The sequence below is a fragment of the Acinetobacter sp. YT-02 genome (genome assembly GCF_002412355.1).
Lineage (GTDB): Bacteria > Pseudomonadota > Gammaproteobacteria > Pseudomonadales > Moraxellaceae > Acinetobacter > Acinetobacter towneri.
Map to the genome: position 1 here is coordinate 17,868 of NZ_NOZT01000049.1, position 12,817 is coordinate 30,684.

Annotated in this window: 11 protein-coding genes; 3 read left to right on the forward strand and 8 right to left on the reverse strand. The window is 38.9% G+C overall.

Going from position 1 to position 12,817, the window contains the following annotated elements; translation table 11 throughout:
- The 5 genes from pseG to tviB are packed head-to-tail and all read right to left on the reverse strand — an operon-like array spanning position 1 to position 5,275.
- On the reverse strand, positions 1 to 1,122 hold the full coding sequence (gene pseG, locus CF596_RS11885; protein ID WP_242439159.1) for a UDP-2,4-diacetamido-2,4,6-trideoxy-beta-L-altropyranose hydrolase: 1,122 nt from the start codon (positions 1,120 to 1,122) through the stop codon (positions 1 to 3).
- Entirely contained in the window at positions 1,095 to 1,787 is a 693-nt protein-coding gene (gene pseF / locus CF596_RS11890; RefSeq protein WP_096902589.1) for a pseudaminic acid cytidylyltransferase, read from the reverse strand. The genes pseG and pseF overlap by 28 nt, the downstream gene beginning before the upstream one ends.
- A gap of 2 nt (positions 1,788 to 1,789) precedes the next feature.
- Positions 1,790 to 2,950 (reverse strand): UDP-4-amino-4,6-dideoxy-N-acetyl-beta-L-altrosamine transaminase, encoded by a 1,161-nt coding sequence (pseC, locus tag CF596_RS11895; RefSeq protein WP_096902590.1) that lies wholly within the window; start codon positions 2,948 to 2,950, stop codon positions 1,790 to 1,792.
- A 1-nt stretch (position 2,951) separates the two neighbouring features.
- Positions 2,952 to 3,950 carry a UDP-N-acetylglucosamine 4,6-dehydratase (inverting) gene (gene pseB / locus CF596_RS11900; RefSeq protein WP_096902591.1) on the reverse strand — a complete coding sequence of 333 codons (999 nt, stop codon included), beginning with the start codon at positions 3,948 to 3,950 and terminating at the stop codon, positions 2,952 to 2,954.
- A gap of 47 nt (positions 3,951 to 3,997) precedes the next feature.
- A complete protein-coding gene (gene tviB / locus CF596_RS11905) occupies positions 3,998 to 5,275 on the reverse strand; it encodes a Vi polysaccharide biosynthesis UDP-N-acetylglucosamine C-6 dehydrogenase TviB (protein WP_096902592.1) in 1,278 nt (425 codons plus the stop codon).
- Between the two features lie 295 nt (positions 5,276 to 5,570).
- On the opposite strand from tviB, the gene CF596_RS11910 reads away from it, so the two are divergent.
- The 3 genes from CF596_RS11910 to CF596_RS11920 are packed head-to-tail and all read left to right on the forward strand — an operon-like array spanning position 5,571 to position 9,319.
- On the forward strand, positions 5,571 to 6,653 hold the full coding sequence (locus CF596_RS11910; RefSeq protein WP_096902593.1) for a polysaccharide biosynthesis/export family protein: 1,083 nt from the start codon (positions 5,571 to 5,573) through the stop codon (positions 6,651 to 6,653).
- Positions 6,653 to 7,081 carry a low molecular weight protein-tyrosine-phosphatase gene (locus CF596_RS11915; RefSeq protein ID WP_096902594.1) on the forward strand — a complete coding sequence of 143 codons (429 nt, stop codon included), beginning with the start codon at positions 6,653 to 6,655 and terminating at the stop codon, positions 7,079 to 7,081. Before CF596_RS11910 ends, CF596_RS11915 begins: the two co-directional genes overlap by 1 nt.
- A 51-nt stretch (positions 7,082 to 7,132) precedes the next feature.
- On the forward strand, positions 7,133 to 9,319 hold the full coding sequence (locus CF596_RS11920; RefSeq protein WP_096902595.1) for a polysaccharide biosynthesis tyrosine autokinase: 2,187 nt from the start codon (positions 7,133 to 7,135) through the stop codon (positions 9,317 to 9,319).
- Positions 9,320 to 9,639: 320 nt separating this feature from the next.
- Here CF596_RS11920 and CF596_RS11925 read toward each other — a convergent pair whose 3' ends face one another.
- The 3 genes from CF596_RS11925 to CF596_RS11935 form a co-directional block, all read right to left on the reverse strand.
- The gene (locus CF596_RS11925; protein WP_096902598.1) at positions 9,640 to 10,731 is read right to left on the reverse strand and encodes a hypothetical protein; all 1,092 of its coding nucleotides are present in this window, start codon (positions 10,729 to 10,731) and stop codon (positions 9,640 to 9,642) included.
- A 67-nt stretch (positions 10,732 to 10,798) separates the two neighbouring features.
- Positions 10,799 to 12,319, reverse strand: a complete 1,521-nt coding sequence (locus tag CF596_RS11930; RefSeq protein ID WP_096902596.1) for a hypothetical protein — start codon at positions 12,317 to 12,319, stop codon at positions 10,799 to 10,801.
- Between the two features lie 337 nt (positions 12,320 to 12,656).
- The coding region (locus tag CF596_RS11935; protein WP_143228688.1) for an integrase core domain-containing protein at positions 12,657 to 12,817 on the reverse strand (161 nt) is incomplete at its 5' end.

Consider the following 12,817-nt stretch of genomic DNA (forward strand, 5'->3'; position numbering starts at 1 on the left):
TTAACCCTTATTCCTAAGCCGTCTCAGAATGTGTAATGCTCCACAACCATCTGTAATTTCTCTGGCAGCCATACTCATGCATTTAAGCACGTGGGGGAAAATTTGTTGCGAGCTTAAAAGACTTACGCTACTTAACCTTTTTACATCAAAAAGTGCAGCTGCTCCTACTTCTTCAAGTTTACTTGCAATAATTTTTTGGTTTTCTGCCAACACAACCATAATAGAAGGAAGTCCCAAACAACACCGCTCCCAAGAAGTAGAACCAGCAGCCCCAATCGCTAAATCACTTTTTGCCATTAATTCAGCCATATTGTTTACACCCACCACGACTTCGGTTGCCCAAGGCATATCTTGAGCTTGTTGGCGCACCTCTTTAATCCATGGAGCAGTCCCACCCATCACTACTGTAATTTTTAATTCAGAAGGTAAAGAACACTGCTTAAGTGCTATAAGTATTTGGGTCGTAATATTGTCTTTATCCACTCCACCTAAATTAATCAGCAGATGTTTGAGTTGGCTGTTTTCTCTACGTTCAAGACTATACTCACGCCACTGAGAAAACTCAGGACGTAATAAAGCATATTCAGCACCACACAAAATTTCACAAGAGACTGGAACTCGTGCTATGTAATCCTTTAAATCTCGCCCAAATGTCTGATCTAATAGCAAGTCACAGTCATGTTCTCGGTCGGCTAGATCATCAATAACCATTACTTGTTTGCAATATGGACGCAAAGCTTTTTCCCAGCGTACATCCAAAGCATAATGATCAACAATCAACCAATCTGGCTTTAATGCTTCTAGAATAGGAATACATAAACTCACATCTTCTTTTTGTGTTGCACCTAGCCAAGAAGCATGCGCAAGATCAAGATTATGGTTTTGCAACTTATCTTCTTGAGATAAATCCATATAAGGCAATGCATCAACATGATAGCCTCGCTGGGTGATTAGACCAATTAAATTACCAGGATGCTCACGGCAAATAAAATAGCATTCCCCCCCCTGATTCTTTAAAGCATCGGCTAAAGTCAAACACCGCATTACATGCCCTGTACCCATTTGAATAGAGGCATCTACTCGAAAGACAATTCTCATTGCTGTATTGCTTTGAATAACCATTCAGCGCGGTCCCAGTCTTCTTGTGTATCTATATCTTGTACTCTAAAACGCGGTAACTCTACAACACTAGATTGAGAGGCAAAAATCATAGCTTTATTTAACCAAGCTTCTGCAGTACCCCAATAGAACTGCCCCGCATCATGCCAAGCTTCTTCTAAATCTTGAGAGCGGACATTAAAATATTGTGGTGAAAACATTTCTACTGTGTCATGTGTATTCAGTTTTATTGCACGTTGAATCGGGAATGGGTAAGTTGTTGCACTAAACACATAATTCAAATTACTATTATTTTTAATCTTTTCTAGCCCCTGCACCAAATCTGCTTTTGTCACAAACGGAGCAGTCGCATATAAGCAGCAAATATAATCTGGCAAAACTTGATTTATCTTGCCAAATTCCTCTACTGCATGTGACATCACATCTGCAGTGGTTGCAAAATCATCAGATAAATGTGCAGGTCTTAAAAAAGGCACCTTCGCACCATAAGTTTGCGCAACTGCCGCAATTTCCTCATCGTCTGTAGATACCCAAACCTCATCAAAACAACCACTCTCTATAGCTGCTTGAACTGACCAAGCAATCATAGGTTGGCCATGAAACATCTTTATATTTTTACGAGGTATTCTTTTACTTCCACCACGTGCAGGAATCACAGCCAACTGCATTGTTATACCAAAACCTCTTTCAGTGACTCATACACATATTGAATCTGATCATCTGTCAAATCAGGGTACATTGGTAAGCTAATCGCTGAATCATAATAAGCTTCAGCTACAGGAAAATCTCCCAGTTTAAAACCTAGATTTTCATAGTAGGGCTGCGTATGCACAGGAATATAGTGAACATTTACACCAATACCTTTGGCGCGTAATGCCTCAAAAACTTGTTTACGCGCTACTTTTAGTTCACCCAACTTCAGACGAATTACATATAAGTGCAAACCTGAATAACTTTCAGGAATCTGGTACGGTAAAATAATGGGTAAATCTTTCAAAATTTCATTATATTTATTTGAAATTGTATGACGTTTTTCTACAAATTGAGTTAATCGATGCATTTGAGAAACGCCCAAAGCCGCCTGTAACTCTGTCATACGATAATTAAAGCCTAATTCTACCTGCTGGTAATACCACGGCCCTTCAGTCTCTTTATTCATTAATGCCGTATTACGGGTAACCCCATGACTTCTAAGCAAGTCCATCTTCTGTGCCAAGGTTGCATTATTGGTTAATGCCATCCCACCTTCAGCAGTAGTCACAATCTTGACTGGATGAAAACTAAAAATTGTAATATCAGAATATTTACATGCACCTACATAGGCTGACTGATACTTTCCTCCAATTGCGTGAGATGCATCTTCAATAATATGAAATCCATATTCTTTTGACAGCGCATGAATTTTTTCCATATCGCATGACTGCCCACACAAATGCACAGGTATCACTATTTTAGGTAATTTATTTTCTAATTTAGCCTGTACTAGTTTTTTTTGTAGTGCATCTACAGACAAATTATAAGTTTGCGGATCAATATCTACAAAATCGACGTCTGCACCGCAATAAAGAGCGCAATTCGCAGAAGCCACAAAAGTAATAGGAGATGTCCACAATACATCTCCTTTTTGCAATCCCAATGCCAAGCAAGAAATATGCAAAGCAGAAGTTGCACTATTCACCGCCAATGCATATTCTGCTCCAACATATTCTGCAACAGTTTTTTCAAATAAAGGAACTTGTGGGCCTTGTGTAAGAAAATCTGACTGCAGCACTTGAATAACAGCATCAATATCTTGCTGATTAATATTTTGCTTGCCATATGAGATAAACATATTAAATATTTCCTATTTTCTCACGGTTAGCGTCAATCCAAGCTTGCAATTCAGCATCACTCATCCATTCGGTATTGTTATCACTTGCATATACAAAACCTTCTGGTACACGTTTACCATCTTTAATACGCGCTGGATCTGTTGCCCACTTATTAATTGTCGGTAAAATTTTAAAGTGCTCTGGGTATTCATAAGTATAATAAGCATCTTCAGCACTAATCATTTGTTCATGTAGTTTTTCACCAGGGCGAATACCAATAACTTCTTGCTTAGCTTCAGGTGCAACCACACGAGCCAGATCTGTCATTTTCATAGATGGGATTTTTTTAACGTAAATTTCACCACCAACCATGTCTTCAAAAGCATGCCAAACCAGTTCAACCCCATCCTCTAAAGAAATCATAAAACGGGTCATGCGCTCATCGGTAATAGGTAATACGCCGCTATCTTTAATAGACAAAAAGAATGGAATTACTGAGCCACGCGAACCCATCACGTTCCCATAACGCACAACAGAAAACTTAGTGCCATGTTCGCCAGAATAGGAGTTACCTGCTACAAATAGTTTATCTGATGCAAGCTTGGTCGCACCATACAAGTTAATTGGGCTGCTTGCTTTATCAGTTGAAAGTGCAACGACACCTTTTACACCTTTATCGATACAGGCATCAATCAAGTTCATCGCACCATTAATATTTGTTTTCACACATTCAAATGGGTTGTATTCGGCCGTAGGTACAATTTTTGTGGCAGCCGCATGAACTACATAATCCACCCCATCTAAAGCACGGTACAAACGCTCTTTATCGCGGACATCACCAATAAAGAAACGAACTCTGTCATCTCCTTGATATTTCTTAGCCATGTCCCATTGCTTCATTTCATCGCGTGAGAAAATAATAATTTTTTTAGGATTATATTTTTCCAATGTCATTGGTACAAAAGTATTGCCAAATGAGCCTGTACCACCTGTTACTAAAATTGTTGAGCCTTCTAACATTTTTTCCTCAATAGTTTCTTTGAAAATATTTTTAAATAAAATACAAATTAAAGCCTAATATTTAAGCCATCATTTTCTAACAAATATTTTAAATCATAGAGCACATGCTTACTCTTACCCAAAGCATGTATTTCTGCCGCAGTCATTTGTTTAAACTGATCATGCGCAACTGCTAAAATAATTGCGTCATATTCATTATTCTTTAATGCATTCACTGGGGCTAAACCATATTCATGTTCCACTTCTTTCGGGTCTACCCACGGGTCATAAATATCTAAATCTAGCTCATATTCTTTTAAAGCCTGAACCATATCAATAATTTTAGTATTACGAATATCTGGACAGTTTTCTTTAAAACTTAAGCCCATCACTAAAATTTTTGAACCTACCACTTGTATACGCTGCTTCACCATCTCTTTAATCAATTGTGTTGCAACATATTCACCCATACGGTCATTTAAACGACGTGCCGCCAAAATTATTTCTGGATGCAGGCCTAAAGACTGTGCTTTATGGGTTAAATAATATGGGTCTACCCCAATACAGTGCCCACCCACCAAACCAGGGCGGAAAGGTAAAAAATTCCACTTGGTTCCTGCAGCCTGTAAAACCGCTTCAGTATCTATACCCAACTTATTAAAGATCACGGCTAATTCATTAATTAAAGCAATATTCACATCACGCTGGGTATTTTCAATGACTTTTGCTGCTTCAGCCACTTTAATGCTAGTTGCTTTATGTGTACCTGCTTCAATCACCAAGTTATAAACCTGATCTACAAAATCTGCTACTTCTGGAGTAGAGCCTGAAGTGATTTTTAAAATATTGGTGACTCGGTGTAGCTTATCGCCAGGGTTAATTCGCTCTGGGCTATAACCTGCAAAAAAATCCTGATTAAATTTTAAGCCTGACACTTGTTCCAAAACTGGAATACAAGCTTCTTCAGTTGCACCTGGGTATACTGTAGACTCGTACACCACTACATCGCCTTTTTTAAGCACTTTCCCTATACTGGTAGAGGCTTTAATAAGTGGTGTTAAATCAGGTTGTTTAAATTTATCAATTGGGGTTGGAACAGTCACAATAAAAAAATTGCAGCTGCGTAAGTTATCTAAATTGGCTGAGTAACTTAAATGTGTCGCTTGTTTAAGTTCTTCTGGGGAAACTTCGAGGGTATGGTCTTGGCCACTTTTAAGTTCATCAATTCGTTTTTGGTAGATATCAAAACCGACCACAGGTAATTTTTTTCCAAATTCAACTGCAAGTGGCAAGCCCACATAACCTAGACCAATCACCGCAATTTTTAAATCTGCAATAGATAGCATTTCCACGCCTTATTTATATAATGTACTTACGAAGCTTAAATCTTTCGGCAGGAATACTAGCAGAAAAACATGAAATTTAGGTTAAGATTTAGTACCAAAAAGCTAATCCCTGTTAAATATTTGCTCATTTTATTTCAAAATATTTTTCCTATAAAGGTCATAAGGCTAAGCTAAGCCCGTCTCCTTTTCGCTCACTATTCAATTATAATCAGATACATTTTGTTATAGAAAGTGCGGACTTCTCAGGTAGAATATAGCAAATTTATCGAATTAAATATTAAAAACGGGATTTCATGTGCGACAAATTCAACTGGCTTTTTTACTGACTTGCGGTCTGACTTTGACCGGTTGCGCCGTTACCTCTGGCTTACAAACCTACGACTTACCTCGCGAAGGGGTTTACACCACCGACTTGGGTACAGCGGTCAATGTGATTAAACTCACCCAAGACTCAATGCTCGCAGTACAACCTGCGGTGCATAATATTCAACAAGACTATGCGCATTTATTTCATATACCACAGCGTCAATACACCTTAAGTTCAGGCGATATTCTTTCTATTTATTTATGGGCATATCCTGAAATTTCTGGGAGTAATTCTGATCCTAATAACGGTTATCAGATTGACTCACAGGGTTATATTCAATTTCCTATTATCGGGCGTTATAAAGCCGCAGGTAAATCTTTAGCACAAGTGAACCGCGAGTTGCGCGGTCAATTGGCACGTTATTTAAAAACCCCAGACGTGATTGTACGAGTCTTGTCTTACCAAGGGCAGCGATACTCGGTACAAGGCAATGTCATGAAAGGCGGGCAATTCTATTTAAATGATCAACCTGTCAGTGTCTATACCGCTTTAGGTATGGCAGGCGGGGTCAATGCTCAACAAGGTGACAATGCCTCAATGACTTTAGTCCGTCAGGGGCGTACTTATCAACTCAATACCGTAGAGTTGGAAAAAGCAGGGCTTTCATTACACAACTTACTCATTCAGCCGAATGACACCTTGTATGTCAACAACCGTGAAAACCAAAAAATTTATGTGATGGGTGAGTCAGGCAAAAATCAGTCCTTACCTATGCGTGATCAAGGCATGAGCTTAAGCGATGTATTGGGTGAAAGCCTAGGCTTAAACCCACTGTCTGCCAGCCGCAGTAAAATTTATGTGGTGCGTAGCCAGCCTAATGCAGCACATACCGAGGTCTATCACATGGATTTAACCAGCATTGCCGACTTTGGCCTAGCCAATCAGTTTAAAATGCGCAGCAATGATATTGTCTATGTCGATGCTTCAGGCTTGGCACGCTGGCAACGTGTGGTTAACCAAATTATTCCATTCTCAAATGCTTTATATAACCTAGATCGTTTGGGGAACTAATGAAAATTAATCACATTTTGGTGGTATGTATCGGCAATATTTGCCGTAGCCCCATGGCAGAATACTTTTTAAAACAGCAGTACCCACACTTACAGATTGAATCTGCAGGTATTTCAGGCTTGGTGGGTCATGCAGCCGATGACAAAGCCAGTTTATGCATGCAACGTCATGGCATCGACATGAGTCCACACGTGGCAAAAAAACTCAATGCAGACTTAATTAAAAAAGCCGACCTGATTTTGGTGATGAGCCAAAATCAACAAAAGCATGTTGAACAAACTTGGCCCTTTGCTAAGGGTAAAACTTTTAGATTGGGACACTGGCAAAGTAAAAACGTGGCCGACCCCTATCAGCATGATCAGGCCGTATTTGATGAGACCTGTGCGTTAATTCAAACCTGCATTGCCGACTGGAAAAAATATATCTAGTTTCTTGATATTCTAGCTTTTTTAAAATTCTACTTTTTTGATATTTAAACTATGAGCCAAACCGCCAACACCGAAGACACCATTGATTTAAAGGAATTATTTTTTTCCTTAATCGCACAATGGAAAATGATTACCCTTTGCGTTCTACTCAGTATCGTCTGCGCTTTACTGTATTTAAGAACTACGCCAGACACCTATGCAGTAGATGCCTTGGTACAGGTCGAAGACAGTAAAGGTGCCTCTGCAGCGTTATTGGGTGATCTGTCCAGCATGATTGAGCAGAAATCACCTGCACAAGCTGAAATTGAAATTTTAAAATCACGTTTGGTGTTGGGCAGCGTGATTGATCATCTGAATTTAGATATTCGCGTTTCGGGTACAGAAGACAGTTTCTGGAACCGTTTATTGTCCAAGCATGAATATGACAGTGAATATTCATCTCAGTCAGTGCTGTTTAAAGACAATCAAAAAAGTTTTGATATCCGCCAGTTCGATATCCCGCAATATTTTCAAGATAAAAACTTAATTTTAAAATTTGCACAAGGCAAATACAGCCTAACCGATGCAGCAACCGAACAGGTGGTTTTTTCTGCACCTTTAAACCAAGCCAGTCAATTACAGTCTGAATTTGGGCTGTGGAAAGTCGCAATTTTTAGTCAAGACAGCTTTAACGCTGCCTATAACATCCAAAAGCAAAGCCTGCCTGCTGCCATGAAAAGCTTAACTGCCAACTATTCAGTAGCAGAAAAAGGCAAGTTAACAGGCGTGTTGGGGCTGAATTACCAAGGGTCAGACAAACAACACATTACCCAAGTACTGAATGCCATTTTAGCAGCGTATAGCCAACAAAATATTGAGCGTCGTAGTGCAGAAACAGCACAGACCTTAAAGTTTTTGGAAGACCAACTCCCAGAACTGAAACAACAATTAGATGTGGCAGAACGTGAATTTAACCGTTTCCGCCAACAATTTAATACAGTCGATGTGACCAAAGAATCTGAGTTATATTTAACCCAAAGTATTACTTTGGAAACCCAAAAAGCGCAGTTAGAGCAACAAGTGGCTGAAGCTGCGGCCAAGTACACCAACGAACACCCTGTCATGCAGCAAATGAATGCGCAACTGGGGGCAATTAACAAACGCATTGCAGAGTTAGACGGCACGCTCAAACGCTTGCCGGAATTACAACGCCAATATTTACAACTGTTCCGTGAAGTAGAAGTCAAACAACAGCTGTATACAGGCTTGCTTAACTCTTACCAACAACTGCGGATTGCCAAAGCAGGTGAAATTGGCAATGTGCGTATTGTCGATACTGCAGTAGAGCCGATTGAGCCAATTAAACCAAAGAAATTACAAATTTTAATTTTGTCCGTTTTCTTGGGTGGTTTTCTGGGCACATTATTGGCCTTACTGCGTAATATGTTGCGCTCAGGTATTAAAGACTCGAATCAAATTGAAAATGAACTGGATTTACCTGTTTATGCCACTGTGCCACATTCACCTGTGCAAGAAAGCCTTATTAAAATTCTGAAAAAGAAAAAGAATCTTCCTATTCTTGCGGTTAAAAATAGTGATGATGTTGCCATTGAAAGCCTGCGCAGCATGCGTACTGCCATTCACTTTGCCTTAAGCAGTGCCAAAAACAATATCATTATGATTTGTGGCCCTGCACCAGAGTTAGGTAAATCATTTATTTCGACTAACTTAGCCACCATTTTGGCGCAAAGTGATAAGCGCGTATTATTGATTGACGCTGACTTACGTCGTGGTTATATGCATAAATACTTTAATTACGACCCAAAGCCTGGCTTAACCGAATACCTAAATGGTCAGCAAGAGTTAGGCAGTATTGTGCGTAGTACTGAAGTTGAAAATTTAAGCTTCATCAGTCGTGGTAAAAGCCCTGCCAATCCGTCAGAGTTGTTAAGTACGCAAAAATTTGCAGATATGCTCACGCACTTGTCGAGCCAATTTGACCATATTCTGATTGATACCCCGCCAGTCCTTGCGGTTACCGATGGGATTATTATTTCACAATATACGGGTGTGAATTTGGTAGTGGCACGTTATGCCAAGACGCAAATGAAAGAGCTTGAACTGACAGTCAACCGCTTTGAACAAGCTGGCGTGAAAGTAACCGGCTTTATTTTAAATGATATTCAACGTGAAGCGGGCGGTTATGGCTATGGCTATAACTATGCTTATGCCTATAAAGCCAATAAGGATGATGATTAATCTGAAGTGATCGGTGGGCTGAAATCAGCCCACCACCGCAATACTCACCTATTGTAAATAATTTTCTTTTGAAATTTACAACACTACTCAACAACTCACATTGCAAAAATCCACTCAAAAACCTATCTTGGTTACATGGTTGCATATTCTTATACAAATGGACACCAAATGAGTTTTACTATGATCAGCTACCCCAACAAAACAAGGTAGCTTAACTAGAGCGGAATATCACTTATAAATACGCTTTTAGTTGTTCAAACAAGTGGGACCACCTCTGTTTAAAATCAGGCTGGCTATAACCCCCTATCAATAAAGGCAGTTTAGAAACCGTGTAGGGTGATCCCCACTGAGGCTAAACCGTACTTTTTATCTAAACGAGAAGCCGTGACACCATTATATAAGAAAGGGACATAACCGATTAAATTATGCTGATACATTTCACCCTTAATAAAGCCTCTGACTTGAGGACTAAAATCATAGTTTAATTTAAGTCCTACACTATGGTTATCTTTAATGGGTGCAGCACCGAAATTACTAATCCGGTCATCAATGTCTTTACGCCATAAGCGTTGATACTGATAGGCCAATTGACTTTCAAAATTACGATAACGCCAATTCCAAGAACCACCAAATCCTGCATAAAAAGCGTCATAATTCAGATCTTTTTGAATATCGATCCCAAGCTCATTGGCATCACCGGCTATATTCAACTCTTTAACAATTAAATCATCAATTCTACAGGGTTGACTGAGCTGACCAGTATATTGATTATTAGACTGAATTTGGAGATCCATGAGGCAGCCATCTTTCTGCCCTTGGATATTTAATTGATCTACTTTCACCTTACTATAACCAAGGGTCGTAAATAAATTAACCATATTCATATGATCGATTTTACGGCTAAAAATACTGTCTAGTTGTAATTGCCAATCTTGAGCATCTTGAACCGTAATTTGTTCTAAAGTACGATTTTGGATCTGCGTAGGGGTGGATTTTTTGATTTCATCAGAAAAATTGCCCCAAGTACTCAGACGGAATATCACGGTATCATTTTTATTTAGATTAAAGTCAGGTGTGTAACGCACCGCAAGGAGAGGGCTGGAAATAGTATTGGTATCTTGCGCATAATCAATTTCCCGATATTGATAACTGGCTTCTAGGCCCCAGGTTGGAGAGAATTTATGCATAAGATGTACATGCGCACCGATATAATCTCCGGCTCCTTCTGAGACACCTTCAGTTTCTCGAATATTAAAGACATCAATCGTATCATTTACTGCATCTATACCGATACTGAGTGCAGTATCAGTTTGAGTAAAGCTATTGGCTTGCAAATATAGATCATTTGGTGCAGCCCAAGCGGTAAGAGAAGACAGTAGGCCTAATCCCAGCGTTGTAAAAGCATATTTCATGTATTTAATCACTTTAGAATATTCAATAATTAAAGCCAGCAAAAACGCTGGCTTTAATTGATTCAGATTAGTTAAGTTTAAAGTGACCTGTTAATGCGAAACCATTTAAACTAGTATTAGCAATAGTAACGGAGCCACTGTTTAAGCCTAATTCAGGATCAATCACATACATACGTGGTGCAACAACTGTTGTAACAGTGATTTTATCCTCTGCACGTAACAGATTGAAGTACTGATTATAGTAATTAGCTAAAGTACTGTTTTGTTGAACCATGTCATATAAAGAAATTGAACCATTTGAAGCAATTGAGATGTCTGAATCTGCTTCAAATGTTCCATTTGTAATACTACCTAATGATGAAGCAATTTTAAAAGTTGCGCCTGCTGGGATGGTTGCTGATTGAATTGAACCATCTATATTAAAGACAATATTCAATTTGTCTAGGTATACATCTAAGGTTTCTTCTAATGCATTACGATTGGCAACTACTTTAAAGCCAACCTCAGCGCTTTCATTTACATTGGTCGTGGTATTCGCCATTGCAAAAGTGATACGGGCAGTATTATTAATATCAGTACGGTTTACGAGTAACGGTGCTGCTGCGGTAGAGTTTTTAATTTGTTCCAAAGAATAAGAAGCAAGAGAGAAACTATTGATAAGAGGAGTTTTGACGATATCCTGGATTTGTTCAAGTAACCCCTCATTATTTTCAATCGCATTCACTAGGTCGTTCGCACTTTCCCCTGTTGTAAGCACCGTAGCTACTAGATCAGAAAGAGTTTGAATATTACCTTGTACTTGAACAGCCAATTGCTCAGGAACTTGGATCTCTGCTCCTTTTTCTTCTAACTTTTCATTTGCTGTGTTCACAGCCGCTTCTAAAACAGCACTGAGTTGAGTCGGTGAGATCGTACCTGTTGAATCAAACAATGGTTGATTTGGGGTTTTTAGTGTTTCAATTACTGCATTTATAGCTAAAGCGGTTGCTTCTTCAAGGCTCAGGGCAGCATTGCCTTCACTATTTGGAAGTGCTTGTAAACTATCTTCAATTTGCGTGATTAACTGTTGCAATACGAAGATAGACGCCATTTCTTGAGCAGTACCAGAAGAAACGGGATCAAAGGTAGAAAGATTAGAAGCATTGATATTTGTAATACCTAAATTTGCTAGGATTGTATTTAATTCTTGAGCTGAACTTACATAATATTCAAGAGTGGTAAGTGGACTTGCGACTAGAACTGTCGAAGAGCCAAGATCTTGTAATTTAGTTTTTTTGACTTTAAGTGTTCCCGTAAATGGTAGTCCAGTTACAAGGTCTGTTCCACCAGTAACTGTAAGAGCAGATTCATTACATGCCTGAGTAGTAGTGTAATTGAATTTACCGTCAGCATCAGTTTCAGCGGTTACTCCATCACAGTCGTCAAATGATACCGTGGCTCCACCCACATAAAAGTCAACGGCTACACCTTGTACACTCTTTGGAGTGAATGGAGTAGAACCGCCACCACTACTGCTTCCCCCACACGCACTCAGGAGTAAAGAAGTTGCAGCCGCAAGCGCTGTAAGTTTAATTGAATGCTTTAACATAATTTGCCTCGGAAAGTAAGTTTCTAGTTTTGTTGCGTTGTAAAAATAGTACGAATGTTAAATGAAAATGTATAATAAGCGAATGACTAAAACATTAGTTATGCTAAAAATTATAAAGATAATTGAGTAAAAGTAACTCGTTTTTGTCTATTCAATATGTAACGATGTATTTAGTTTGTATGATTGATTTTCCCTTTTCTAAAATACGTTGAGCCCAGTCAGCGTAATAATTTATATCTTCTATTTCTACCTTTTTTGAAGGATGATTAATTGTAGAGAGGCAGTCCCACTTGTTTGAACAACTAAAAGCGTATTTATAAGTGATATTCCGCTCTAGTTAAGCCACCTTGTTTTGTTGGGGTAGCTGATCATAGTAAAACTCATTGAGTGTCATTTTGGCTATACTCGAATGAGGTCGTTTCAAATTATAAAACTCAAAATATGCACTCAATTGCTTTTTCGCATCTGTGACACTGCTATAAGCTTTGAGATACACCT

What these genes read in the sequence shown, in the direction of transcription:
- pseG (WP_242439159.1), bottom strand. Translation starts at nt 1,122, where the DNA reads ATGGTTATTCAAAGCAATACAGCAATGAGAATTGTCTTTCGAGTAGAT.
- pseF (WP_096902589.1), bottom strand. Translation starts at nt 1,787, where the DNA reads ATGCAGTTGGCTGTGATTCCTGCACGTGGTGGAAGTAAAAGAATACCT.
- pseC (WP_096902590.1), bottom strand. Translation starts at nt 2,950, where the DNA reads ATGTTTATCTCATATGGCAAGCAAAATATTAATCAGCAAGATATTGAT.
- pseB (WP_096902591.1), bottom strand. Translation starts at nt 3,950, where the DNA reads ATGTTAGAAGGCTCAACAATTTTAGTAACAGGTGGTACAGGCTCATTT.
- tviB (WP_096902592.1), bottom strand. Translation starts at nt 5,275, where the DNA reads ATGCTATCTATTGCAGATTTAAAAATTGCGGTGATTGGTCTAGGTTAT.
- CF596_RS11915 (WP_096902594.1), top strand. Translation starts at nt 6,653, where the DNA reads ATGAAAATTAATCACATTTTGGTGGTATGTATCGGCAATATTTGCCGT.
- CF596_RS11920 (WP_096902595.1), top strand. Translation starts at nt 7,133, where the DNA reads ATGAGCCAAACCGCCAACACCGAAGACACCATTGATTTAAAGGAATTA.
- CF596_RS11925 (WP_096902598.1), bottom strand. Translation starts at nt 10,731, where the DNA reads ATGAAATATGCTTTTACAACGCTGGGATTAGGCCTACTGTCTTCTCTT.
- CF596_RS11930 (WP_096902596.1), bottom strand. Translation starts at nt 12,319, where the DNA reads ATGTTAAAGCATTCAATTAAACTTACAGCGCTTGCGGCTGCAACTTCT.